The following is a 24,726-nucleotide window of genomic DNA, read 5'->3' on the forward strand; positions in this document are numbered from 1 at the left end:
TACATTTTCAAAACAAGGAAAGAGCATGAAAGTTTTTTACGATAAAGACGCTGATTTGTCACTCATTAAAGGCAAGAAGGTCACCATTATTGGTTATGGTTCACAGGGTCACGCACATGCATTGAACCTCAAGGATTCAGGCTGCAATGTGACTGTGGGTTTGCGTAAAGACGGCGCTTCCTGGAGTAAAGCTGCAAATGCTGGTTTGACAGTGAAAGAAGTGGGCGAAGCAGTTAAAGATGCTGATGTCGTGATGATGCTTTTGCCTGATGAGCAAATTGCTGAGGTTTACAACAAAGAAGTGCATGGCAATATCAAGCAAGGCGCTGCGCTTGCTTTTGCTCATGGCTTTAATGTTCACTATGGTCAAGTGCAGCCACGCGCTGACTTAGATGTCATCATGATTGCTCCTAAGGCTCCTGGTCATACTGTTCGTGGCACATACGCTCAAGGTGGCGGCGTTCCTCACTTGATCGCTGTGTATCAAGATAAATCTGGTTCAGCTCGTGATGTGGCTTTGTCCTATGCAACGGCAAACGGCGGCGGTCGTGCTGGCATTATTGAAACCAACTTCCGCGAAGAAACTGAAACTGACTTGTTCGGTGAGCAGGCTGTTCTTTGTGGCGGCGCAGTGGAATTGATCAAGGCAGGCTTTGAGACTCTGGTTGAGGCTGGTTACGCTCCAGAGATGGCCTATTTTGAGTGCTTGCATGAGCTCAAGTTGATTGTGGACTTGATCTACGAGGGTGGTATCGCCAATATGAACTACTCCATCTCTAATAATGCTGAGTACGGTGAGTATGTAACTGGCCCACGTGTTGTTACAGAAGATACTAAAAACGCCATGCGTCAGTGCCTGAAAGATATTCAGACTGGTGAGTATGCAAAGAGCTTCATCTTGGAAAACAAAGCAGGTGCGCCGACTTTGATTTCACGTCGTCGTTTGAATGCAGAGCATGACATCGAAGTGGTGGGTGCAAAATTACGCGCCATGATGCCTTGGATTGCGAAGAACAAATTAGTTGATCAGACCAAGAACTAAGCTTCATTCAGTTAAAAAATTGTTGTAAATAGATAGGCTCAGAATAAAGATGATGTATCCACACCCCATTATTGCAAGAGAAGGTTGGCCATATTTGGCACTAGTGGGGGCAGTGACCTTGTTAGTCCATTATTTAGGTGGCATTGCATGGTCTTGGCCTTTGTGGATTATTTTCATCTTTGTTCTGCAGTTCTTTCGCGATCCGCAGCGTATTGCAGCCCTGGGTCGTGACTTGGTTTTGTCACCTGCCGATGGTCGCATTGTCGTTGTAGAAAAGACTATGGACCCTTATGCGGAGCGCGAAGCACTCAAAATTAGTGTGTTCATGAATGTATTTAACGTTCACTCGAACCGTAGCGCAGTAAATGGCTTGGTGAAAGAGATTCAGTATTTCCCTGGTAAGTTTGTTAACGCGGATTTAGATAAAGCATCGACAGAAAATGAACGCAACGCAGTGGTCATTGACGCTAACGGTCAGATCGTGACTTTGGTCCAAGTAGCGGGCCTCATTGCCAGACGTATTCTTTGCTACATTCATGTGGGTGATCGATTGAAGGCGGGTGAGCGTTATGGCTTTATTCGCTTTGGATCTCGTGTGGATGTATATTTACCTTTAACGGCTGAGCCATTGGTAAGTGTTGGCGATAAAGTATTTGCCACTAATACTGCGCTGGCTCGTGTGCCTGGTTTAGATTAATTCGTCTTTATTTAAGGTCTTCCTTGACTTCATTTCGCCGTCGTGGCCGTTTAGATCGCAATCGTTTGCAACGCTCTCGCGTGGGGAAAACTCAGGAGGAGTGGGCAGATGATTTGGGTGATGGCGTAGATTTTGAAGTAGAAGAGCTGCATGCCGATAAGCCGCGAGTTCGCAGTAAAGGTATTTACCTCTTACCCAATGCCTTTACTACTGCTGCCTTGTTCTGCGGTTTCTTTGCCATCGTCAATGCCATGAATCACCATTTTGAGATTGCTGCAATTGCTATTTTTGCATCTCTAGTGCTTGACGGTATGGATGGTCGTGTTGCTCGGATGACCAATACCCAAAGCGCCTTTGGTGAGCAATATGACTCCTTAGCAGATATGGTTTCATTTGGAGTTGCTCCCGCCTTGGTTGCTTATGAGTGGGCCCTTAAGGACTTGGGTAAGTGGGGTTGGTTGGCTGCCTTTACGTATTGCGCTGGAGCTGCTTTGCGCTTGGCACGTTTTAATGTGAACACTGGTGTTGTCGACAAGAAGTTTTTCCAAGGGCTGCCAAGTCCTGCGGCAGGCGCCTTAATGGCCGGCTTTATTTGGCTAGCGGATGATAATAAGATTCCCGTACGAGATAGCGCAATTCCTTGGATCACTTTCTTTTTGGCGGTATATGCTGGCTTGACGATGGTTTCCAATGCCCGTTTTTATAGTGGTAAGGCGCTTGATGTTCGCTATCGCGTCCCGTTTGGAGTCATGGTGCTCTTGATTCTGACCTTTGTACTGATTTCATCTAACCCACCCCTGACGCTATTTGGTTTGTTTGTTGTTTATTCCATTTCTGGATATGTCATTTGGGCATGGGAACGTCTCAGCGGACGTCGTTTTAGCTAAAAAATCATTTTTAGGTTATATTAAAACCATGTTAATCAATTTCTCACCCCTAACCGGTCTTCTTCTGCTAGCACTGAGCCTAAAGCTTGGGGCGGGTAAGGCCTGAGTTAATGAGATCACAGTAGTACATTAACCACCACATACCGGCCCCAGCAAATTGCTGGGGTTTTTGTTTTTAAGGCTAAGTAATAGTTAGCAAGTATTAGTAGTAAAGATAATGATGCAATATTGAACTGGAGAGTAGTGATGAGCGACAAAGTAATCATTTTTGATACCACCTTGCGAGATGGCGAACAATCGCCAGGCGCCTCCATGACGAAGGACGAGAAAGTGCGTATTGCACGTCAATTAGAGCGCCTCAAGGTTGATGTGATTGAGGCAGGTTTTGCGGCTAGCTCAGAAGGTGACTTTCAGGCGATTTCCGCGGTTGCTGCTGCAGTCAAGGACTCGATCGTTTGTTCGCTTGCTCGTGCCAACGATAAAGATATCACCCGTGCAGCCGATGCTTTGAAGGCTGCCAATGCAAAACGTATTCATGCTTTCTTGGCAACTAGTCCATTGCATATGGCGGTGAAGTTACGCATGTCTCCAGAGGAGGTATTGGAGCAGGCCAAACGCTCGATTCGATTTGCTAGAAATTTGGCAGAAGATATTGAGTTCTCTGCAGAAGACGGTTATCGCTCTGAAATGGACTTTTTATGCCGCGTTGTGGAGGCGGTGATTAAAGAGGGCGCCTCAACAATCAATATTCCCGATACGGTAGGTTACGCAACCCCAGAGTTGTATGGCGAGTTTATTAAAACCTTGCGTACACGGGTGCCTAACTCGGACAAGGCTGTGTGGTCAGTGCATTGCCATAACGACTTAGGGATGGCTGTAGCCAACTCATTAGCTGGGGTGAAGATTGGTGGTGCACGTCAAATTGAATGCACGATTAATGGCTTAGGAGAGCGCGCTGGCAATACTGCCTTGGAAGAGATTGTGATGTCTTTACGTACACGTAAGGATTACTTTGATATGACGTGCGGCATTGATGCTACTCAGATTGTTCCTGCCTCTAAGTTAGTCTCACAGATTACCGGGTTTGTTGTTCAGCCCAATAAAGCAGTAGTCGGTGCGAATGCTTTTGCGCATACCTCTGGCATTCATCAAGATGGTATTTTGAAGAATCGCGATACCTATGAAATCATGCGTGCAGAAGACGTGGGTTGGGCTACCAATAAAATTGTTTTGGGGAAGTTATCTGGCCGCAATGCATTTAAGCAACGCTTACAAGAGTTGGGAATTGCTATTGAAGCTGAAGCTGATTTGAATGAGGCATTTATTCGCTTTAAAGCTTTAGCTGACCAGAAGTCTGAAATTTTTGATGAAGACATTATTGCCATCATGTCAGATTCTGCAGCGGCAGAAGAGGGTGAGTTCTATAAATTTATTTCTTTAAGTCAGCATTCTGAAACAGGTGAGCGTCCAAAGTCTAAAGTCACTTTCCGTGTTGGCGATAAAGAGGCAAGCTCAGAGGCTGAAGGTAACGGCCCAGTAGATGCAAGCTTGAATGCCATTGAGGAGATTGTGAAGAGTGGGGCAGAGCAGTTGCTCTATTCAGTCAATGCGATTACTTCTGGAACGCAGTCTCAAGGCGAAGTCACTGTGCGATTGTCTAAAGGTGGGCGCATCGTCAATGGCGTTGGAACTGATCCTGACATTATTGCGGCATCAGCTAAAGCCTATTTATCGGCATTGAATAAATTGCACGACCCTAGCCAAGCCAAACTCAATGCGCAGATGACCCCGTAAGTAAGGGCATCTGCAATACCTTCTTTATTTATTGAGATCGGTATTCTGATAGTACTTAGTGCCTTTGCCGGTAATTTCTGCGGCGAGGCCTGAGTCTGTGAGTTGGTACATCAACACCCCAGGCGCCACCACGGCGGCATCTTGATAGGCACCGCCATCGGCTTGATATTTAGCTGCGGCAGTAACTTGTCCGCCAAAAGTCCATCCAGAATTTTTAAAGTCATTTAATGCCGCTTTTGTTTGGAAGACAAAGATATTCTGAAAGGATTTAATGCCAATGCCCAGACCCGCTTGGACTTCAGCCATATTCATATAAACAGGCTTGGAATCTTTTTCAATGACTACGCCGCTACCAGTTCCGCCACCAGCAATCAAGATCTTCATCCCAAAATTACTAAAAGTGGCATAGCCAACCGATTTGTCAATAAGCTCTTTGGCCTTAGGCGAAACCGCATAGAGTTGCTTTAGCGTTTCATCACTCTTTTTGAGGATATCCTGCCGCTGCTGGGCAGTGGTTTTATCGGAACTAAAGGGATTGGAAAACTGCGCATGACATAAAGCAGGGGTAATAGCTAATATACTGACAGCTAATAAGCGAATGAGTTGGGCATGCATGGATCTTCCCCTGGTTTTATGTCGGTTTAGAAATAATTCCGTCTTTATACTCCATTTAGTTTCATTTAATCTTTCGCTACCCACTATGTCATCACTGATTCGCCTTACGGTTATTTGCTCCATTGTGTTTTTGACTGCTTGTAGCAGCTTGCAGCGTAAAGCCGCTGTTCCCTCTGACCAGATGGGTCAAGCACAAATAGCTGGATTATCTGGCGTGAGATATATGGTTGCCAGTCAGGCTAGCATCGATCAGATGGCAAGCGATATTGAGGCAGGATTTAAAGTCCGGAGTGCGGCAAGCTTAAATTCCGCAGCAAATTATTTATCACTATCGGGCGGCGGTGATGATGGCGCCTATGGTGCAGGTCTTTTAATTGGTTGGTCCGAGCGTGGCGATCGCCCGCAATTTAACTTAGTGACCGGTATTAGTACAGGCGCCTTGATCGCCCCATTTGCTTTTATGGGCAAAGAGTATGACCCAGTGCTACGTCATGTGTATACCCAAGTGGGGCCGGAAGATATTTACATTGAACGAGGCCTGATTTCGGGGATTTTGGGAGACGGTCTGTCAGACACCACCCCTTTATATCAACTGATTTCTAAATATGTTGATGAGAAATTCTTAAAAAAGGTGGCTGATGAGTACGCCACCAAAAATCGTTGGTTATTGATTGGCACCACCAATTTAGACGCCGGAGTACCAGTAGTTTGGAATATGGGTAGGATTGCCAGCATTGGAACGCCTGAAGCTCTGGAGCTATTTAGAAAGATTATGCTTGCCTCTGCCTCTATTCCTGGGGCGTTTTCCCCCATGCTGTTTGATGTTGAGGTTGCTGGGAAGAGTTTCCAGGAGATGCATGTCGACGGTGGCGCTATCACCCAGGTTTTTCTCTATCCAAGCGCTTTATCTGCACGCGCACAAGATCTCAAGCTCAAGCTCCAAAAGCAACGCAATGCTTACATTATTCGTAATTCGCGTTTGGATCCTCAATGGCGCGAGACCGAACGGGGTACTTTAAGTATTGTTCAAAGAGCTATTTCAAGCCTTATTCAGACACAAGGTGTAGGAGATCTATATCGCATCTATCACACCACCCAGCTTGATGGGGTTGGTTTCAATTTGGCATACATTGGCTCGGACTTTAAATTTCCGCATAAAACAGAGTTTGATACTGCCTACATGCAGGCCCTTTTTGATTATGGCTATCGGCAGGGCATCGCTGGCAAGGAGTGGCAAAAGTACCCACCAGGCTATAAACGGGGATTTGATGAGAATTTGCCTAAAAAGTAGGCATATACCCCTCATTTTTTGATAAATTCTATATAAATCAAATACTTAAGATTTTTTCATGCCTTCATATTACTGATGGGGGGGTAGCGGCATCGATCAAAATGGAGGCCAATCTGATACAATTCGAGGGCTTTGATTTTTAAAGCTTTTTTGTTTTATTCGATTAATAAATGCACGACACAAATTGGGTGAAAGCTCAGGTGTTCGCAAGTAAGGAGTATGAAAATGGCAGTTGCTGATATTAAGACGGCGGAAATCGTCAAAGAGAACGCGCGCAGCGCAAACGATACGGGTAGCCCTGAAGTTCAAGTTTCATTGCTTACAGCCCGTATCAATGAATTAACCCCCCATTTCAAAGCTAACGCAAAAGATCATCACAGCCGTCGTGGCTTGTTGAAGATGGTTTCACGCCGTCGCCGCCTCTTGGATTACCTCAAGGGCAAGGATTTGGGTCGCTATCGCGCATTGATCGAGAAATTAGGTCTCCGTAAGTAATTCTTATCGGTATGCAATGCCATCTTTCTTAGGGTTGTTTCTTAACGGAATCAGTCTTAAGCAGATGGCATGTTTTTTTGAGCGCTTCAAGATTATTTGTGTAGGGGATCGTGTCATTCCAATGAGTTTCTGGATTACAAAATCCAGTGCCTCCCTGGAATGGCATCCCTTGTAGTCTTAAATCGCTCCAGTGTTGTCGTGACACTGCTTTATCCCACGGCAAGCGCAATACCCATGTGGGTTTTGCGTGAACAATTTGGAGAAGATCAGAATGACAATGTTTAAAAAAGTAGCAAAGACGTTTCAATGGGGTAACCACCAAGTAACAATGGAAACAGGTGAGATCGCTCGCCAATCTGGTGGTGCTGTCATCGTTAACGTGGATGACACCGTAGTGATGGGTACAGTGGTTGCCTCTAAGTCCGCTAAGCCAGGCCAATCATTTTTTCCATTGACAGTTGATTATTTAGAGAAAACTTACGCTGCAGGAAAAATTCCTGGTGGCTTCTTCCGCCGCGAAGGTCGTCCATCTGAAGGTGAGACATTGATCTCCCGTTTGATCGATCGTCCATTACGTCCATTATTCCCTGAAGGCTTCTTAAATGAAGTTCAGGTTGTGGTTCATGTGTTGTCTATCAACCCAGATGTTCCTGCTGATATTCCTGCATTGATCGCCGCTTCAGCAGCCTTGGCGGTTTCAGGTATTCCTTTTGCAGGTCCAGTTGGTGCAGCACGCGTTGGTTATGCCAACGGTCAATACCTCCTGAACCCAACTCGTACAGAGCAAGCCACTAGTGAGATGGATCTGATTGTTGCTGGTACGCAGGCTGCCGTATTGATGGTTGAGTCAGAAGCAAATCAGTTGTCTGAAGAAGTGATGTTGGGCGCGGTTGTATATGGTCACGAGCAAATGCAAACTGCGATCAACGCTATTAATGATTTAGTGCGTGAAGCTGGTAAGCCTGAGTGGGATTGGACTGCAGCCCCTAAAGATGAGCCATTTATTGCCAAGGTAACTGCTTTGGCTGAGGCACCATTGCGCGAGGCTTATCAGATTCGTCAAAAAGGTGCACGTTCAGACAAGCTTAAAGAAATTTCTAAAGAAGTATTGGCAAAGTTATCCGAAGAGGGTGATGTTGATGCGGTTGCTGTGAGCGACATCATGTTTGAAATCGAAGCGAAGATTGTTCGTAGCCAGATTTTGAATGGCGAGCCACGGATTGATGGCCGCGATACCCGTACTGTTCGTCCGATTGAAATTCGTAATGGCGTATTACCACGTACACACGGTTCAGCATTGTTTACCCGTGGTGAAACGCAGGCTCTCGTAGTAGCTACTTTAGGAACTGCACGTGATGAGCAGATCATTGATGCGCTCGAAGGTGAGTACCGTGATCGCTTTATGTTCCACTACAACATGCCTCCGTTTGCTACTGGCGAAACTGGTCGCGTAGGTAGCCCTAAGCGTCGCGAAATCGGTCATGGTCGTTTGGCTAAACGTGCATTGATTCCCGTATTGCCAAGCGCAGAAGACTTTGCATATAGCATTCGCGTAGTTTCAGAAATTACTGAGTCCAATGGCTCTTCATCTATGGCTTCAGTTTGCGGCGGTTGCTTAGCCATGATGGATGCTGGTGTTCCGGTTAAGGCACACGTTGCTGGTGTAGCTATGGGCTTGATTTTGGATGGCAACCGTTTTGCTGTGTTGACAGACATCTTGGGTGACGAAGATCACCTAGGCGATATGGACTTCAAGGTAGCGGGTACTGCAAATGGTATTACTGCTTTGCAAATGGATATCAAGGTTCAAGGTATTACAAAAGAAATTATGCAAGTTGCTTTAGCGCAAGCTAAAGAAGGCCGTTTGCACATTTTGAGCAATATGCAAGATGCTATGGGTTCAGTTCGTACTGAATTGTCTGCACATGCTCCAAGGATGGTTTCTTTCAAGATTCATCCAGACAAGATTCGTGAAGTAATCGGTAAGGGCGGCGCAACAATTCAAGCCTTGACTAAGGAAACTGGTTGCAGCATCGACATTAAAGATGACGGTACTGTAACGATTGCCTCTACTTCTGCTGAAGGTATGGCTGAAGCAAAAGCCCGTATCGAAGGCATTACTGCCGAAGCTGAAGTAGGCAAGATATACGAAGGCCCAGTTGTGAAGTTGCTCGAATTCGGCGCTTTAGTCAATATCCTTCCAGGTAAAGACGGCTTGCTGCATATCTCTGAAATCTCCAATGAGCGCGTAAAAGAAGTGAAAGATTATTTGGCTGAAGGTCAAATTGTTCGTGTGAAATTGTTAGCTGCTGATGAGCGTGGTCGTTTGCGTCTCTCTTTGAAGGCTGCAATGGCGGATGAGGGCGGCACGATTGCTCCTTTGGCTGGCGCGTCTGAAGTTGCAGAGGCTGCTGCTGAAGCAGCTCCTGCATCTGGCGAAACTGCTTAAGTTATTGATTAAGTTATTTAGTTAGCGAGCGAGAATTCATATGCGCGTAATGGAAATCAAAGAATTTGGCGCCCCAGAAATGTTGGTGGCAGCTACTCGTCCTGATCCAGTAGCACCTGCTGCTGGAACGGGTGAGGTTTTGATCAGGGTATTGGCTGCGGGCATCAATCGCCCAGATGTTTTGCAACGTAAAGGCCATTACCCAGTTCCTGCAGGCGCGTCTGATATTCCTGGGCTTGAAGTGGCTGGTGAGATTGTCGGAGGTGATTTAGCTCACGCTGACAATCTTTTTGGACTCAAAGTTGGCGACAAGGTTTGTGCGCTAGTGCAAGGTGGTGGTTATGCAGAGTTGTGTACTGCACCGATTGCGCAATGCCTACCATATCCCAAAGGTTTTACTGATCAAGAAGCGGCTTCATTGCCAGAGACTTTCTATACCGTATGGAGCAATGTTTTCATGCGTGGCGAATTGTCTGAAGGTGAGACGCTATTGGTACAGGGTGGTTCGAGCGGTATTGGCGTGACTGCTATTTTGATTGCTAAGGCTCTAGGTCATAAAGTGTTTGTTACTGCCGGTACTGATGAGAAATGTGCTGCCTGCGTAGCTTTGGGTGCTGACTTGGCCATTAACTACAAGACGCAAGATTTTGTAGAGGAAGTTAAGAAAGCTACCGACGGCAAAGGTGTCAATGTGGTGCTCGACATGGTCACCGGCACTTACGTGCAAAAAGAAATTGAGTGTTTGGCTGATGATGGTCGTATTGTGATTATTGCCATCATGGGCGGATCAAAAGCCGAAGTAAATACTGGGCAAATTTTGCGTCGTCGTTTAACCATTACCGGCTCTACCTTGCGCCCACGTCCAGTGTCATTCAAGAAGCAGATTACACAGCAGTTACATGCTCGTATTTGGCCCTTGCTCGATGCAGGTAAATTAAAGCCCGTGATTTATAAGACCTTTGCCTTAGATCAAGCAGCTGATGCCCATCGTCTGATGGAGTCATCAGAGCATGTTGGCAAGATTGTTTTAACTGTTTAAGCGTTAATGTAGATTACATGCGACCACTCATTGTCATCGGCAACTGGAAAATGAACGGCAGTCTTGCGAGTAACGCAAGCTGGTTTAAATCCGTTTGCCGCGGCATGGAGCAGGGGATGCCTGCAGGGCGTAAATATGCCGTGTGTGTACCTACTCCTTACTTGGCGCAGTGCAGTCAGTTGATTCAAGATCATTCCCCGGCCTTCCTGAGTTTAGGGGCTCAAGATGTTTCTGCATTTTCTGTGGGTGCTTACACCGGTGAGGTAGCTGCTTCCATGTTGAGAGAGCTCGACTGCACTTATGTGATTGTGGGGCACTCTGAACGTCGCCAATATCATCGTGAGACTGATGAGCAGGTAGCTGAAAAAGCCCTACAGGTTTTAGATAACGGGATGACGCCGGTCATTTGCGTTGGCGAATCAGCCGATGAACGCAATTCTGGCCGTGAAGTTGAGGTAGTTCGAGGACAGATCTCAAAGCAGGTAGCTGTTCTACAGGATCGTTTGGCCGACTGTTTAATTGCTTATGAGCCGATTTGGGCCATTGGTACGGGTAAGGTTGCTAGCGCGCAGATGGCTCAAGATATGCACCATGCAATTCGCTTGCAATTGGCTGAGTTTGATGAGGACGTAGCGTCCCATGTAGGAATTTTGTATGGCGGCAGTGTGAAGCCGGATAATGCCGTTGAACTTTTTGCAATGCCGGATATTGATGGCGGGTTAATTGGGGGCGCTTCATTAAATCCCCAGGATTTTCTTGCTATTTGTCAGGCCTAGTTTTTTATTTGGAGATGAGCCATGGAATGGTTTAAGACTTTATTGATTGTTTTGCAGGTAATTTCAGCATTAGCTGTCATCTTGCTGGTATTGCTCCAGCAGGGTAAGGGGGCTGATATGGGCGCTGCCTTTGGTTCTGGTTCCTCTGGAAGTCTTTTTGGGGCTAGTGGTTCTGCGAACTTTTTATCCCACACGACTGCTATTTTTGCGGCTGTCTTTTTTGTCTGTACTTTGGGTATTACTTGGATTGGCAATAAGAAAGAAGTAAGCCCCGGCGTTCTATCGGGAACGGTAGCTCCTGCGGCAGCCCCAGTTGCTGAGCCAGTAGCTCCCGTTCAAGATCCTAGTAAGCCAGCCGTTCCAAAGTAAAAAAGTCGTTTTTTTGGTGTTTTATACCCCTTATTTTGGGGTGTAGTAGTGGTGCAATGCAGTAGAATTGACGGGATTTACAAGATGCCGACGTGGTGAAATTGGTAGACACGCTATCTTGAGGGGGTAGTGGCTTAGGCTGTGCGAGTTCGAGTCTCGCCGTCGGCACCAAAATGCAGAATTTTTAGGAGTTCATGCCGTAAATCAAGGTTTTATGTAACGGAATTATTGAAAATTTGAAGCTTCATAGGATTAACCAGACGAAAAACTCAGGGCCATTTTGAATCTCAACAATTACTTTCCCGTTCTGCTTTTTATCCTCGTAGGTATTGGGGTGGGTTTAGTCCCCATGTTCCTCGGAAAAATTTTGGCCCCTTCAAAGCCAGATGCTGAAAAATTGTCACCATATGAGTGTGGTTTTGAGGCTTTTGAAGATGCGCGTATGAAGTTCGATGTGCGCTACTACCTCGTTGCAATTCTCTTCATCCTATTCGACTTAGAAACCGCATTCCTCTTTCCTTGGGGTGTGGCATTACGTGATATTGGCTGGTTTGGCTACGCTTCTATGGTGATTTTCCTCTTGGAGTTCATCGTAGGTTTTGTATATATCTGGAAAAAGGGCGCTCTCGACTGGGAGTGATCGATATGGCATTAGAAGGCGTTCTAAAAGAGGGATTTGTAACTACGACTGCGGATCAGTTAATTAACTGGACCCGAAATGGCTCTTTATGGCCCATGACTTTTGGTTTGGCGTGCTGCGCTGTTGAAATGATGCACGCTGGCGCCTCTCGATATGACCTCGACCGTTTTGGCGTGGTTTTCCGTCCATCACCACGCCAATCTGATTTGATGATTGTTGCTGGCACCTTGTGCAACAAGATGGCGCCTGCATTGCGTAAGGTCTATGACCAGATGCCTGAGCCACGCTGGGTCATTTCCATGGGCTCATGTGCCAACGGTGGTGGCTACTATCACAACTCCTATTCAGTGGTGCGTGGTTGCGACCGCATTGTGCCGGTCGATATTTATGTTCCTGGCTGCCCTCCTACTGCAGAAGCGTTGATCTATGGAATTATTCAGTTGCAGTCGAAGATTGCTCGCACTAGTACGATTGCGCGGAAGGCTTAAATCATGTCAGATCGATTAATTCAACTAGCAGGCAATTTAGAAAAAGTTTTAGGTAAGCGCATGCAGTCCATTGAGATTGCCTTAGGTGAAGTCACTGTTGTTGTTAATGCGGATACTTACTTTGAGTCTGCCATGCTCTTGCGTGACGATCCATCTTTAGCCTTTGAGCAATTGATTGATTTGTGTGGCGTTGATTATCAGGATTTCCGCGAGGGGCAGTGGGGCGGCCAGCGCTTTGGAGTGGTTTCACATCTCTTGTCATTGGCGCATAACTGGCGCTTGCGAGTTCGCGTATTCGCACCCGATGATTCCTACCCACTTGTTGCTTCTGTGACTCCAGTTTGGGCATCGGCCAACTGGTTTGAGCGCGAAGCATTTGACCTCTACGGCATCTTGTTCGAAGGTCATGACGATTTGCGCCGTATCTTGACTGACTATGGCTTTATTGGCCATCCATTTAGAAAAGATTTCCCAATCTCAGGCAATGTAGAAATGCGTTATGACCCAGAGTTAAAGCGTGTGGTTTATCAACCCGTCACTATTGAAGCGCGTGAGATTACTCCCCGTATCGTGCGTGAAGAGCAGTACGGAGGTTCGGTATAAGACATGGCACAAATTAAGAACTACACCCTCAACTTTGGCCCTCAGCATCCTGCGGCACACGGCGTTCTCCGCTTGGTGCTTGAGCTTGATGGTGAGGTGATCCAGCGTGCTGACCCACATATTGGTTTATTACATCGCGCTACTGAAAAATTAGCTGAGACACGCACCTGGATTCAGAACGTTCCTTATATGGATCGCCTGGATTACGTATCCATGATGGCCAATGAGCATGCATATGTGATGGCCATTGAGAAGTTGCTGCAAGTCGATGTGCCTTTACGTGCCCAGTACATTCGTGTCATGTATGACGAATTAACCCGCTTGCTAAACCACTTGTTGTGGATTGGGTGTCACGGTTTGGACGTTGGTGCTATGGCGGTCTTTTTGTACGCCTTCAGAGATCGTGAAGACATTTTTGATATGTATGAAGCGGTTTCTGGTGCGCGTATGCATGCTGCTTACTATCGTCCAGGTGGCGTCTATCGTGACTTGCCTACGCAAATGGCGCAGTACTCTAAATCGAAGATTCGCAACGCATCAGCGGTTAAGCGCTTAAATGAAAATCGTAGTGGTTCATTACTCGATTTCATCGAAGACTTCTCAAGTCGCTTTGATGCGAACGTGGATGAATATTGCAATTTGTTAACTGATAACCGTATTTGGAAGCAACGCTTGGTTGGTATTGGTGTTGTGACTCCAGAGCGTGCTTTGCAGCTGGGCTTTACTGGCCCAATGTTACGTGGTTCTGGTATCGAGTGGGATCTGCGTAAGAAGCAGCCATACGAAACGTATGACAAGCTTGACTTTGATATCCCGGTTGGTGTGAATGGCGACTCTTATGATCGTTATTTAGTACGCATGGAAGAGATGCGACAATCAAATCGCATCATCAAGCAGTGTGTGGCCTGGTTGAAAGCGAATGATGGCCCTGTGATGAGCGATAACCATAAAGTCTCTCCACCAAAGCGTGTGGATATGAAGACCAATATGGAAGAGTTAATTCATCACTTCAAACTCTTTACTGAAGGTATTCACGTTCCTGATGGTGAGGCTTATTCAGCAGTAGAGCATCCAAAAGGTGAATTTGGTATTTACTTGATTTCTGATGGTGCTAATAAACCATACCGCATGAAGATTCGTGCGCCAGGATTCGTGCACCTTTCTGCGATGGATGAGATGTCACGTGGCCATATGTTGGCCGACGCTGTAACTATTATTGGTACCCAAGATATCGTGTTCGGGGAGATTGACCGCTAAGACAGCGTGCCAAGGATTAATTCATGACAACAACGATTCAACTATCTGACAAAACGCTCGCAGACATTGCGCGCAATGTCGCGAAATATCCCCCAGAGCAAAAGCAGTCTGCTGTGATGGCTTCCCTTATTGCTGCACAAACTGAAATAGGCTGGGTTTCACCAGAGGTGATTGAAACAGTTGCTCAGATTTTAGGTATGCCGACCATTGCAGTCGATGAAGTAGCTACTTTCTACAATATGTACAACACCAAGCCTATTGGTAAGTACAAGCTAGTTATCTGCACCAATCTACCTTGCCAGCTAACTCATGGTGAAACTGCAGCCAATTATCTGAAAGAAACTTTAGGTATTGGCTATAACGAAACTACGCCTTGTGGCACGTTCACCCTAAAAGAGGGCGAGTGCATGGGCGCCTGCGGTGATTCACCGGTAATGCTGGTGAATGACAAGCGCATGTGTAGCTTTATGAGCAAAGAAAAAATTGATGCCCTGCTTAATGAACTGCGTGCAGAAGGGAAGGCAGCATGACCAGCTTGCACGATAGACACATTAAGCCCTTGATTCTTGCTGGATTAAACGGCAATAACTGGCGCTTAAAAGATTATGAAAGTCGTGGCGGTTATCAACAACTGCGCCGCATTATTAATGAGAAGATTGCACCAGACGCCATCATTGCTGAATTAAAAGCATCATCTCTGCGTGGTCGTGGCGGTGCAGGTTTCCCAACCGGTTTGAAGTGGAGCTTTATGCCCCGTCAATTCCCAGGGCAAAAGTATTTAGTCTGCAATAGTGACGAAGGTGAGCCCGGTACGTTTAAAGACCGCGACATCATGCGTTACAACCCGCATGCTTTGATTGAAGGCATGATTATTGGTGCCTACACCATGGGCATCGGTACCGGATATAACTATATTCACGGCGAAATCTGGGAAGTGTATTCACGCTTTGAAGAGGCGCTAGAAGAGGCGCGTGCTGCTGGGTATCTTGGCGACAAGATCATGGGTAGCGATTTCAATTTCCAATTGCATGCTTCTCCTGGTTGGGGTGCATACATCTGTGGTGAAGAGACGGCACTCTTAGAGTCTCTTGAAGGTAAGAAGGGTCAGCCTCGCTTTAAGCCACCTTTTCCTGCAAGCTTTGGTTTGTATGGCAAGCCAACCACGATTAACAATACTGAAACATTTGCTGCGGTGCCATTCATCATGGCAATTGGTGGTCAAGCCTATTTAGATTTAGGCAAACCCAATAATGGTGGAACCAAGATTTTCTCCGTATCTGGTGACGTAGTTCATCCAGGTAACTATGAAATTCCACTCGGTACCCCTTTTGCTGAATTATTAAAGCTTGCTGGTGGCATGCGTGATGGTAAGGCTTTGAAAGCGGTCATCCCTGGAGGCTCATCAGCACCCGTTGTGCCAGGCGCACAAATGATGGACCTCACAATGGATTACGACAGCATTGCAAAAGCAGGCTCGATGCTTGGTTCTGGTGCTGTCATTGTGATGAATGAAACACGTTGTATGGTTCGGGCTTTAGAGCGCTTGTCTTACTTCTATCACGAAGAGTCATGCGGTCAGTGCACCCCATGTCGTGAGGGTACGGGTTGGTTATGGCGCATTGTCCATCGTATTGAGCATGGTCAAGGTCGCCCTGAGGATTTGGATTTGCTAAACGATGTAGCGGCCAACATTCAGGGCCGTACGATTTGTGCGCTGGGTGATGCTGCGGCGATGCCAGTGCGTGGCATGTTGAAGCATTACATGGATGAATTTGCGTACCACGTAGAACATAAGCGCTGCTTAGATTCTGCAAAACCTTTATAAGTTATTGAGCACGGGACATCTTAAAGTGAGCATGGTTGAAATCGAATTAGATGGTAAGGCAGTAGAAGTTCCGCAAGGTTCGATGGTGATGCACGCCGCGAACAAAATCGGCACTTATATTCCCCACTTTTGCTATCACAAGAAATTGTCTATCGCTGCGAACTGCCGTATGTGTTTGGTTGAAGTGGAGAAGGCCCCTAAGCCATTGCCAGCATGTGCCACACCAGTGACACAAGGCATGAAAGTTTTTACGCACTCAGCCAAGGCGGTAGAAGCTCAACGGTCAGTCATGGAGTTCCTCCTGATTAACCATCCTTTAGATTGCCCTATTTGCGATCAAGGTGGTGAGTGCCAGTTACAGGATTTAGCAGTAGGTTACGGTAAATCCAATTCGCGTTACGAAGAAGAGAAGCGGGTGGTTTTCCATAAGAATGTGGGTCCACTCATCTCTATGCAAGAGATGTCACGTTGTATTCATTGCACCCGTTGCGTTCGCTTTGGTCAAGAAGTGGCTGGCGTTATGGAATTGGGCATGGTGAACCGCGGTGAGCATTCTGAAATTACTACTTTTGCTGGCCAAACGATTGATTCAGAATTGTCTGGAAACATGATCGATATATGCCCAGTTGGCGCGTTAACCAGTAAGCCATTCCGTTATGCAGCCCGCACTTGGGAATTAGGCCGCAAGCGCTCAGTAAGTCCGCATGACAGCTTAGGTACCAATACCACCATTCAAACTAAAGCAAATAAAGTGATGCGGGTTGTCGCTCTGGAAAACGAAGCAATTAATGAGTGCTGGATCAGTGACCGTGATCGCTTTGCCTACGAGGGTTTGAATAGTGCAGATCGTCTGACTACACCAATGGTTAAGCAGGGTGGCCAGTGGCTAGAGACTGATTGGGAATCAGCAATGGATTACGTTGCGCGATCACTCAAAACGATTTCTGCTGAAAGTGGTCCTGAGGCAATCGCTGCCTTAGCGCATCCAATCTCCAGTTCTGAAGAGTTGCACTTGCTACAAAAAGTCATTCGTGGCCTCGGTTCAAGTCAAGTAGAGACTCGTTTGCGTCAAACGGACACTCAGGGTGCTGCAAGTGCTCCTTGGTTAGGTATGCCTATTAGCAAATTGAGCGAGCTCGATCGTGTTTTGGTGATTGGCAGTTTCCTGCGTAAAGATCAGCCATTAATTGCTGCGCGTCTTCGTACTGCTACCAAGCGCGGGCTTCAAGTCGCGCGTATTGATGCGGGTGGTGATGATTGGCTAATAAATACTGCAGCCAATATTTCAGTGGCACCAAGTCTGTGGATTAATGCATTAGGCGAAGTTGCTAGTGCAGTTGCTAAAGCAAAATCTGTGGCTTTACCCGCCGGTATTTCGGTATCTTCCATTTCACCAGCAGCCCAAGCGATTGCTGATAGCCTCATATCAGGTACTACCAGCGCAGTGTTAATCGGTTCTGCTGCTCAATTTCATCCAGCCGCTTCCAGTCTGAATGCATTGGCTCAATTTATTGCTGCTCAGACAGGCGCTACTTTGGGATTCTTGCCGGTTGGTGGGAATGCAGTGGGTGCAAGCTTAGTGAATGCAAATGGCGCTGGTGTTCAGTCCGTACTCTCAGGTGAGCGTCGTGCGGTTATTTTGATGAATATTGAGCCAGATGCAGATTTGCCAAATCCCCAGCAAGCACGCGCAGCCTTGGCAAAAGCCAATACTGTGATTGCCCTGAGCGCTTATCAGAGCCCTGATTTATTAGAAGTAGCTGATGTGATTTTGCCAATTGCTGCCTACACCGAGACAGTCTCTACCTATGTTAATGCAGAAGGTCGCGCGCAAACGATTCAACCTGCTGTCAAGCCTTTGGGTGATAGCCGTCCCGCCTGGAAAGTGCTTCGTGTACTGGGTGGCTTACTAAATCTTGATGGTTTCCTATTCAATATGCCTGAAGAAGTTTTGGGTGAGGCCTTGCCAGAAGACTATTGCAAGCTTCTGAATAATCATGTTTCAGCTAGCGTCCAAGCTAGCGCAGCGAGCTCTGGTTTAGAGCGCGTGTCTGATGTCAATATCTATAGTGGCGACCAGATTATTAGGCGCGCTCCAGCATTGCAATTAACCCGTGATGCTAAGCGTGGTAATCAAGTTGGCATTGGTCAGCAATTGTTTAATGAGCTTGGTCTTAAAGAGGGTGATGCAGTACGAGTCACTCAGGATGGTTTATCTGTAGATCTTCCGGCTTCATTGGAGTCTAGCTTGGCTAATGGGGTCATTAGAGTTTCTGCTGCTACTTTGGCTAGCGCTAAATTAGGGTCTATGTTTGGCCCTGTAACTGTGAGTAAGGCATAAGGGACGAGATGGATAATTTCTTGAACCTCATTACCACCCAAGGTGAGGCTATCTTTGGATCCTTGTGGCCTATGGTGTGGGCATTGGTGCGTATCGTAATTATTGTTTTGCCGATGTTTGGCGCAGTTGCTTACCTCACGCTTTGGGAGCGCAAGCTGATTGGCTGGATGCATATTCGTCTGGGCCCTAATCGCGTGGGTCCATTGGGTTTATTGCAACCGATTGCTGACGCCTTAAAGCTCTTGATGAAGGAGATTATTTCTCCAGCACGAGCCAGTAAAGTTCTCTATGTCATCGCTCCAGTGATGGTGATCATGCCGGCATTTGCTGCCTGGGCAGTGATTCCATTTCAAGCCAAAATGGTTCTGGCTGATGTGAATGCCGGCTTGCTATACGTCATGGCGATTACTTCTATTGGTGTGTACGGAGTGATTTTGGCGGGTTGGTCATCAAACTCTAAATATCCCTTCCTCGGAGCTATGCGTGCATCAGCACAAATGATCTCCTATGAGATTGCGATGGGCTTTGCTCTGGTGACAGTGTTGCTGACTTCTGGCTCTTTGAATTTAAGTGAAATCGTTGCCTCACAAGAGCAGGGCTACTTCGCTAGTATTGGTTTGAACTTCCTGTCATGGAACTGGTTGCCATTACTACCGATGTTCTTGATTTACTTTATTTCTGGTGTTGCTGAAACGAATCGCCATCCATTTGACGTGGTTGAAGGTGAGTCTGAAATTGTGGCAGGCCATATGGTTGAGTACTCTGGAATGGCATTTGCCATGTTCTTCTTGGCTGAGTACGCCAATATGATTTTGATTGCTGCCTTGGCCTCAACCATGTTCTTAGGCGGTTGGTTACCGATTGTGGATTTGCCCATCTTGCGCGATATTCCAGGCTTCTTCTGGTTATTCGCTAAGACATTCATTCTTCTTTCTTGCGTGATTTGGTTGCGTGCTACTTTGCCGCGCTACCGTTACGACCAAATTATGCGTTTGGGCTGGAAGATCTTTATTCCCATCTGCGTATTTTGGGTGGTTGTCGTTGGTGCATGGGTAGTGTCCCCATGGAACATTTGGAAATAAGTTGACTAATCATGTTTAAGAAAATTTCCCAATTCATCGATAGCTTGATGCTCAAAGATATTTTGACTGGTATGTCTATTACTGGAAGATATCTCTTTAAGCCAAAAATTACCGTTCAATATCCAGAAGAGAAGACACCTCAGTCTGCTCGTTTTCGTGGTTTGCATGCTTTACGCCGTTATGAGAACGGCGAAGAGCGTTGTATTGGTTGCAAGTTATGCGAGGCAGTTTGCCCGGCCTATGCAATCACCATTGAAACTGCGGAGCGCGATGATGGCACTAGGCGTACTAGCCGCTATGACATTGATTTAACCAAGTGTATTTTCTGCGGCTTCTGCGAGGAGGCTTGCCCGGTAGATGCGATTGTTGAAACCAACATCTTTGAATATTTTGGCGATAAGCGTGGCGATTTGTACTTCACTAAAGAAATGCTCTTGGCGGTAGGTGATAAGTATGAAAAAGATATTGCCGCTAACCGCGCAGCGGATGCGCCTTACCGTTAATCGAATAAAGCTAAATATCCTATGACATTCGATCCTTCCACTCTCTTCGCAGTATTTTTCTATGCCTTTGCTGGACTTTTGGTGATTTCAGCTTTGCGTGTGATTACTGCCCGTAACCCAGTCCATGCTGCATTGTTCTTGGTGCTGTCTTTCTTTTGCGCCTCTGGTTTGTGGATGCTACTTAAAGCAGAGTTCCTAAGCTTAGCCTTGATCTTGGTTTATGTAGGCGCTGTGATGGTGCTCTTCTTATTCGTGGTGATGATGCTCGATTTGGATCTAGAGCATCTGCGCCGGGATTTCAAGAAGTTTCTCCCTGTGGCATTTTTGATGGGGGCGGTAATCGTCCTAGAGCTTTCTATTGTTTTGATTCGGAGTTTTGTGGGAACTAGTGCGCCAGTTCAGCCAATGCCTGAAGAAATGATGGCAAGCAATACCCAAGCACTGGGTATGTTGATCTTCGTTGACTATGTTTATGCTTTTGAAGTTGCAGGCGTGATTCTCTTGGTAGCAATTATTGCTGCTGTTGCCTTAACTTTACGTAATCGTAAAGACTCTAAATCTCAAAACGTTCATGAGCAGGTCAACGTGAACTCTGCTGATCGTATGCGTGTCGTCAAGATGGACTCCGATATGGCTGCAAAGCAAGATACACGCGGGGAGAAGAAATGACTATTACCCTAGCGCATTACTTGGTGCTTGGCGCAATATTGTTTGCGACCAGTGTTGTTGGTATTTTCTTAAACCGTAAAAATGTTATCGTCCTCTTAATGGCAATTGAATTGATGTTGCTTTCGGTGAACATGAACTTTATAGCCTTCTCCCATTACTTGGGTGACATGGCTGGTCAAGTATTCGTATTCTTTATTTTGACTGTGGCTGCTGCTGAGGCGGCAATTGGTTTGGCAATCTTGGTAGTGCTCTTCCGTAAGGTTGACACCATCAATGCTGACAACCTTGACCACTTAAAAGGCTAGTGATGCAATTAACCTTAACTGTTCCCGTTCTCTGCGCAATTCCGCTTGCGCCCTTATTTGGTTCTGTCATTGCAGGCTTTTTTGGAACTAAATTAGGTGGCAACCGAATTGGTCATGGCGCATGCCAGTTTGTGACGATTCTCGGCGTCATGGTTGCATTTGTTCTGTCTTGCTTTGTATTAGTGCAGGTGATGGATGGTTTTTATTTCAACGGTACTGTCTATCGTTGGATGCAGTTGGGTGAGCTCAGTCTGGACATTGGATTTTTAATTGATCCACTAACTGCCACCATGATGTGTGTCGTGACCTTTGTGTCGCTGATGGTTCACATTTACACCATTGGGTATATGCAAGGGGAGGAGGGCTATAACCGCTTCTTCTCTTATATCTCACTCTTTACTTTTGCCATGCTGATGCTGGTGATGAGTAATAACCTCTTGCAGCTCTTCTTTGGCTGGGAGGCGGTAGGCGTTGTTTCTTACCTCTTGATTGGTTTCTATTTTGAGCGTCAGTCAGCTGTGTTTGCCAATATGAAGGCTTTCTTAGTGAACCGTGTTGGTGACTTTGGCTTCATTCTGGGGATCGGTATTTTGCTAGCTGGAACTGGCTCAATGCAATACGACGTGATTTTTTCCCAAAATAGCGCCTTAGCTGCTCAGACCTTGCCAGGTACAGACTGGAATTTGCTGACGGTAGCTTGTATTTGCCTCTTTATCGGTGCGATGGGTAAGTCGGCTCAGTTCCCATTACATGTCTGGTTGCCAGACTCTATGGAAGGCCCAACGCCAATTTCTGCATTGATTCATGCGGCAACCATGGTTACTGCCGGTATTTTCATGGTGTCGCGTATGTCACCATTGTTTGAGTTATCTGATGCGGCCCTGAGTTTTATTTTGGTGATCGGCTCAATTACTGCGCTGTTTATGGGCTTTCTGGGCATCGTCCAAAACGATATCAAGCGTGTGATTGCGTATTCCACCCTGTCACAGTTGGGTTACATGACAGTTGCTCTCGGTGTATCCGCTTACCCAATCGCCATCTTCCATTTGATGACCCATGCATTCTTTAAGGCGCTCTTGTTCCTTGCTGCTGGCAGTGTGATTTTGGGTATGCATCATGAGCAAGATATGCGCAAGATGGGTGGCCTATGGAAATACATGCCGATTACTTGCTTGATGATGCTATTGGGTAATCTAGCTTTGATTGGTACCCCGTTTTTCTCCGGCTTCTATTCCAAGGATTCTATTATTGAGGCGGTAGCTGCCAGTCATATTCCAGGTGCTGGATTTGCCTACTTTGCTGTGATGGCGAGCGTCTTTGTTACTGCCTTGTATTCCTTCCGTTTGTATTTCTATGTATTCCATGGCAAAGCTCGCTGGGGCCATGATGATGCTCACGCACACGACCATCATCATGAGCATGCGGAGCAGGGCGATGATCATGCACATCACGGTTTGGCACCTGGTCAAAAGCCGCATGAATCACCTTTTGTGGTGACATTCCCATTAATACTCTTGGCTATTCCATCAGTCATTATTGGTTATTACACGATTACCCCATTGCTGTTTGGAAGCTACTTTGGTGATTCTATTTTTATTGACATTGCAAAGCATCCCGTAATGAGAGAGTTAGCACAAGAATTCCATGGCCCTATTGCAATGGCGATTCACTCATTTACCTCCCCGGTTCTACTCTTAGTCGTCTTGGGTGTATTGACTGCAGCAATTGGCTATCTTTGGGCGCCTAAGTTGCCTGCTAAGTTTGCTGAAGCATTTGCCCCAATTAAGAAGCTTTTGGATAATAAATACTATCTCGATGACTTAAACCAAGCTGTATTTGCTAAAGGTTTACTGTGGATTGGTGGTGTCTTGTGGCATCGCGGTGATCAGCAGGCAATCGATGGTTTCTTGGTGAATGGTAGTGCGCATGCGGTAGGGCGCTTTTCTGCTGTGATCCGTCATTTGCAATCCGGTTATCTCTATCACTATGCCTTCGCAATGATTGCGGGCTTGGCGGTATTGCTGGCTTGGGTTTTATACGCTTACCTGCCTTTTGTTCGCTAGGCCTTTGTTACTTAAGTAGCCATCATGATTCTTTCTTACGCCATCTGGATCCCGATTGTTTTCGGCATCATTATTCTGTTCTACGGTTCGGAGAAGCCTTCCGCTGGAGTGCGCTGGCTCGCGTTGACTGGCTCAATTTTGGGTTTCATTGCGACGCTCCCCTTAATTATCCAGTTTGATATCGCTAACCCCGGTATGCAGTTTGTTGAGAAGATTAGCTGGATTCCGCGCTACGATATTAATTACTACCTTGGTATTGATGGCATCTCTGTTTGGTTTATCGTCTTAACTGCATTCATTAACATTTTTGTTGTGATTGCCGCTTGGGAGGTGATTGAAACCAAGGTCTCCCAATATATGGCTTCGTTCATGATCCTTTCGGGGTTAATGATCGGTGTATTTGCTGCTTTAGATGCTTTACTGTTCTACGTATTCTTTGAGGCGACTCTGATTCCGATGTACATCATCATCGGTGTATGGGGTGGTCATAACCGTATCTACGCGGCGTTTAAGTTCTTCCTGTACACATTGCTAGGGTCATTGTTGACTTTGGTTGCAATGCTTTATCTGTACAACGTTACCAATACCTTTGATATCTTGGCTTGGCATAATGCGCGCCTGGATATCGTTGAGCAGATGTTGTTGTTCTTTGCTTTCTTTATGGCATTTGCTGTCAAAGTGCCAATGTGGCCGCTCCATACCTGGTTACCAGACGTGCACGTTGAGGCGCCAACAGGTGGCTCAGTGGTGTTGGCTGCCATCATGCTAAAGCTTGGTGCCTATGGTTTCTTGCGCTTCTCATTACCGATTGCTCCAGATGCCAGCCAGTATCTCGGACCATTAATTATTTTCCTATCATTGGTGGCAGTAATTTATGTTGGTGCTGTCGCCTTAGTGCAAAAAGATATGAAAAAGCTCGTGGCTTACTCATCAGTGGCGCACATGGGTTTTGTGACCCTCGGCTTCTTCCTATTTAGCCCTCTGGGTATTGAGGGCGGTATTGTGCAGATGATTTCCCATGGCTTTGTTGCTGGCGCCATGTTCTTGTCGATCGGCGTTCTTTATGACCGTATGCATACCCGTCAGATTGCTGATTACGGTGGCGTAGTTCATCGCATGCCAGCGTTCACAGCCTTTGCGGTGCTGATGGCGATGGCTAATTGCGGCCTACCAGCAACCTCTGGATTCGTGGGTGAGTTCATGGTGATTTTGGCTGCCGTGGACTATGACTTTGTGATTGGTCTCTTGGCGGCAACTGCCTTAATGCTTGGTGCCGCTTACTCCTTATGGATGGTCAAGCGCGTATTCTTTGGCGCAATTACTAATGAGCATGTTGCTGCATTAAAAGATTTAAATGCACGCGAGTATTTCATGATGACCGTATTGTCTATTTGTGTGATTGGTATGGGTGTCTATCCCAAACCGTTTACTGATGTGATTCATCCAGCCGTGATTAATCTGCTACAGCATGTTGCTGTCAGCAAACTCTGAGTACA

Annotated in this window: 24 protein-coding genes and 1 tRNA gene; 24 read left to right on the plus strand and 1 reads right to left on the minus strand. The window is 46.4% G+C overall.

The annotated features are described in order from the left end of the window. Positions 1-25: 25 nt before the first annotated feature. The 4 genes from ilvC (at position 26) to FD974_RS03515 (ending at position 4,420) form a co-directional block, all read left to right on the plus strand. The gene (gene ilvC / locus FD974_RS03500) at positions 26-1,042 is read left to right on the plus strand and encodes a ketol-acid reductoisomerase (RefSeq protein WP_215365841.1); all 1,017 of its coding nucleotides are present in this window, start codon (positions 26-28) and stop codon (positions 1,040-1,042) included. A gap of 49 nt (positions 1,043-1,091) precedes the next feature. After that, complete coding sequence (locus FD974_RS03505) at positions 1,092-1,739, plus strand: phosphatidylserine decarboxylase (protein ID WP_215365843.1); 648 nt, start codon at positions 1,092-1,094, stop codon at positions 1,737-1,739. A gap of 23 nt (positions 1,740-1,762) precedes the next feature. Then, positions 1,763-2,626: a CDP-diacylglycerol--serine O-phosphatidyltransferase gene (gene pssA / locus FD974_RS03510; RefSeq protein ID WP_215365845.1), complete on the plus strand. Its 864-nt coding sequence runs from the start codon at positions 1,763-1,765 to the stop codon at positions 2,624-2,626. A gap of 246 nt (positions 2,627-2,872) precedes the next feature. Beyond that, positions 2,873-4,420 carry a 2-isopropylmalate synthase gene (locus FD974_RS03515; RefSeq protein ID WP_215365847.1) on the plus strand — a complete coding sequence of 516 codons (1,548 nt, stop codon included), beginning with the start codon at positions 2,873-2,875 and terminating at the stop codon, positions 4,418-4,420. Positions 4,421-4,444: 24 nt separating this feature from the next. On the opposite strand, the gene FD974_RS03520 is transcribed toward FD974_RS03515, so the two are convergent. Further along, positions 4,445-5,035 (minus strand): YSC84-related protein, encoded by a 591-nt coding sequence (locus tag FD974_RS03520; protein ID WP_215365849.1) that lies wholly within the window; start codon positions 5,033-5,035, stop codon positions 4,445-4,447. Between the two features lie 85 nt (positions 5,036-5,120). On the opposite strand from FD974_RS03520, the gene FD974_RS03525 reads away from it, so the two are divergent. From FD974_RS03525 to FD974_RS03620, 20 genes are all read left to right on the plus strand, one after another. After that, entirely contained in the window at positions 5,121-6,326 is a 1,206-nt protein-coding gene (locus FD974_RS03525) for a patatin-like phospholipase family protein (protein WP_215365851.1), read from the plus strand. A gap of 225 nt (positions 6,327-6,551) precedes the next feature. Next, entirely contained in the window at positions 6,552-6,821 is a 270-nt protein-coding gene (gene rpsO / locus FD974_RS03530; protein WP_015420915.1) for a 30S ribosomal protein S15, read from the plus strand. A gap of 271 nt (positions 6,822-7,092) precedes the next feature. Further along, a complete protein-coding gene (gene pnp, locus FD974_RS03535; protein ID WP_215365853.1) occupies positions 7,093-9,270 on the plus strand; it encodes a polyribonucleotide nucleotidyltransferase in 2,178 nt (725 codons plus the stop codon). 40 nt (positions 9,271-9,310) lie between these two features. Beyond that, complete coding sequence (locus FD974_RS03540; protein WP_215365855.1) at positions 9,311-10,309, plus strand: NAD(P)H-quinone oxidoreductase; 999 nt, start codon at positions 9,311-9,313, stop codon at positions 10,307-10,309. A 17-nt stretch (positions 10,310-10,326) separates the two neighbouring features. After that, positions 10,327-11,085, plus strand: a complete 759-nt coding sequence (gene tpiA, locus FD974_RS03545) for a triose-phosphate isomerase (protein ID WP_215365857.1) — start codon at positions 10,327-10,329, stop codon at positions 11,083-11,085. A 21-nt stretch (positions 11,086-11,106) separates the two neighbouring features. Continuing rightward, a complete protein-coding gene (gene secG, locus FD974_RS03550) occupies positions 11,107-11,454 on the plus strand; it encodes a preprotein translocase subunit SecG (protein ID WP_215365859.1) in 348 nt (115 codons plus the stop codon). A gap of 86 nt (positions 11,455-11,540) precedes the next feature. Continuing rightward, positions 11,541-11,625 (plus strand) — tRNA-Leu (locus FD974_RS03555). 109 nt (positions 11,626-11,734) lie between these two features. Next, positions 11,735-12,094 carry an NADH-quinone oxidoreductase subunit A gene (locus tag FD974_RS03560; protein WP_215365861.1) on the plus strand — a complete coding sequence of 120 codons (360 nt, stop codon included), beginning with the start codon at positions 11,735-11,737 and terminating at the stop codon, positions 12,092-12,094. A gap of 5 nt (positions 12,095-12,099) precedes the next feature. Continuing rightward, the gene (locus FD974_RS03565; RefSeq protein ID WP_011902891.1) at positions 12,100-12,582 is read left to right on the plus strand and encodes an NADH-quinone oxidoreductase subunit B family protein; all 483 of its coding nucleotides are present in this window, start codon (positions 12,100-12,102) and stop codon (positions 12,580-12,582) included. A gap of 3 nt (positions 12,583-12,585) precedes the next feature. After that, positions 12,586-13,185: an NADH-quinone oxidoreductase subunit C gene (locus FD974_RS03570; RefSeq protein ID WP_215365863.1), complete on the plus strand. Its 600-nt coding sequence runs from the start codon at positions 12,586-12,588 to the stop codon at positions 13,183-13,185. A 3-nt stretch (positions 13,186-13,188) separates the two neighbouring features. Beyond that, entirely contained in the window at positions 13,189-14,442 is a 1,254-nt protein-coding gene (locus tag FD974_RS03575; protein WP_215365864.1) for an NADH-quinone oxidoreductase subunit D, read from the plus strand. 23 nt (positions 14,443-14,465) lie between these two features. Next, positions 14,466-14,972, plus strand: coding sequence for an NADH-quinone oxidoreductase subunit NuoE (gene nuoE, locus FD974_RS03580; RefSeq protein ID WP_215365866.1), 507 nt, complete (start codon positions 14,466-14,468; stop codon positions 14,970-14,972). Further along, a complete protein-coding gene (gene nuoF / locus FD974_RS03585; protein WP_215365868.1) occupies positions 14,969-16,267 on the plus strand; it encodes an NADH-quinone oxidoreductase subunit NuoF in 1,299 nt (432 codons plus the stop codon). The genes nuoE and nuoF overlap by 4 nt, the downstream gene beginning before the upstream one ends. A 31-nt stretch (positions 16,268-16,298) precedes the next feature. Beyond that, positions 16,299-18,608 carry an NADH-quinone oxidoreductase subunit NuoG gene (gene nuoG, locus FD974_RS03590; RefSeq protein ID WP_215365870.1) on the plus strand — a complete coding sequence of 770 codons (2,310 nt, stop codon included), beginning with the start codon at positions 16,299-16,301 and terminating at the stop codon, positions 18,606-18,608. Between the two features lie 8 nt (positions 18,609-18,616). Then, the gene (gene nuoH / locus FD974_RS03595) at positions 18,617-19,690 is read left to right on the plus strand and encodes an NADH-quinone oxidoreductase subunit NuoH (protein WP_215365872.1); all 1,074 of its coding nucleotides are present in this window, start codon (positions 18,617-18,619) and stop codon (positions 19,688-19,690) included. Between the two features lie 11 nt (positions 19,691-19,701). Further along, positions 19,702-20,193, plus strand: a complete 492-nt coding sequence (nuoI, locus tag FD974_RS03600) for an NADH-quinone oxidoreductase subunit NuoI (protein ID WP_215365874.1) — start codon at positions 19,702-19,704, stop codon at positions 20,191-20,193. Positions 20,194-20,214: 21 nt separating this feature from the next. Beyond that, positions 20,215-20,862: an NADH-quinone oxidoreductase subunit J gene (locus FD974_RS03605; protein WP_215365876.1), complete on the plus strand. Its 648-nt coding sequence runs from the start codon at positions 20,215-20,217 to the stop codon at positions 20,860-20,862. Then, complete coding sequence (gene nuoK, locus FD974_RS03610) at positions 20,859-21,167, plus strand: NADH-quinone oxidoreductase subunit NuoK (RefSeq protein WP_215365878.1); 309 nt, start codon at positions 20,859-20,861, stop codon at positions 21,165-21,167. Before FD974_RS03605 ends, nuoK begins: the two co-directional genes overlap by 4 nt. A 2-nt stretch (positions 21,168-21,169) precedes the next feature. Continuing rightward, the gene (gene nuoL, locus FD974_RS03615; RefSeq protein ID WP_215365880.1) at positions 21,170-23,230 is read left to right on the plus strand and encodes an NADH-quinone oxidoreductase subunit L; all 2,061 of its coding nucleotides are present in this window, start codon (positions 21,170-21,172) and stop codon (positions 23,228-23,230) included. 24 nt (positions 23,231-23,254) lie between these two features. After that, on the plus strand, positions 23,255-24,721 hold the full coding sequence (locus FD974_RS03620; protein ID WP_215365882.1) for an NADH-quinone oxidoreductase subunit M: 1,467 nt from the start codon (positions 23,255-23,257) through the stop codon (positions 24,719-24,721). Positions 24,722-24,726 lie beyond the last annotated feature (5 nt).

Source organism: Polynucleobacter sp. es-EL-1 (genome assembly GCF_018687975.1).
Classification (GTDB): domain Bacteria; phylum Pseudomonadota; class Gammaproteobacteria; order Burkholderiales; family Burkholderiaceae; genus Polynucleobacter.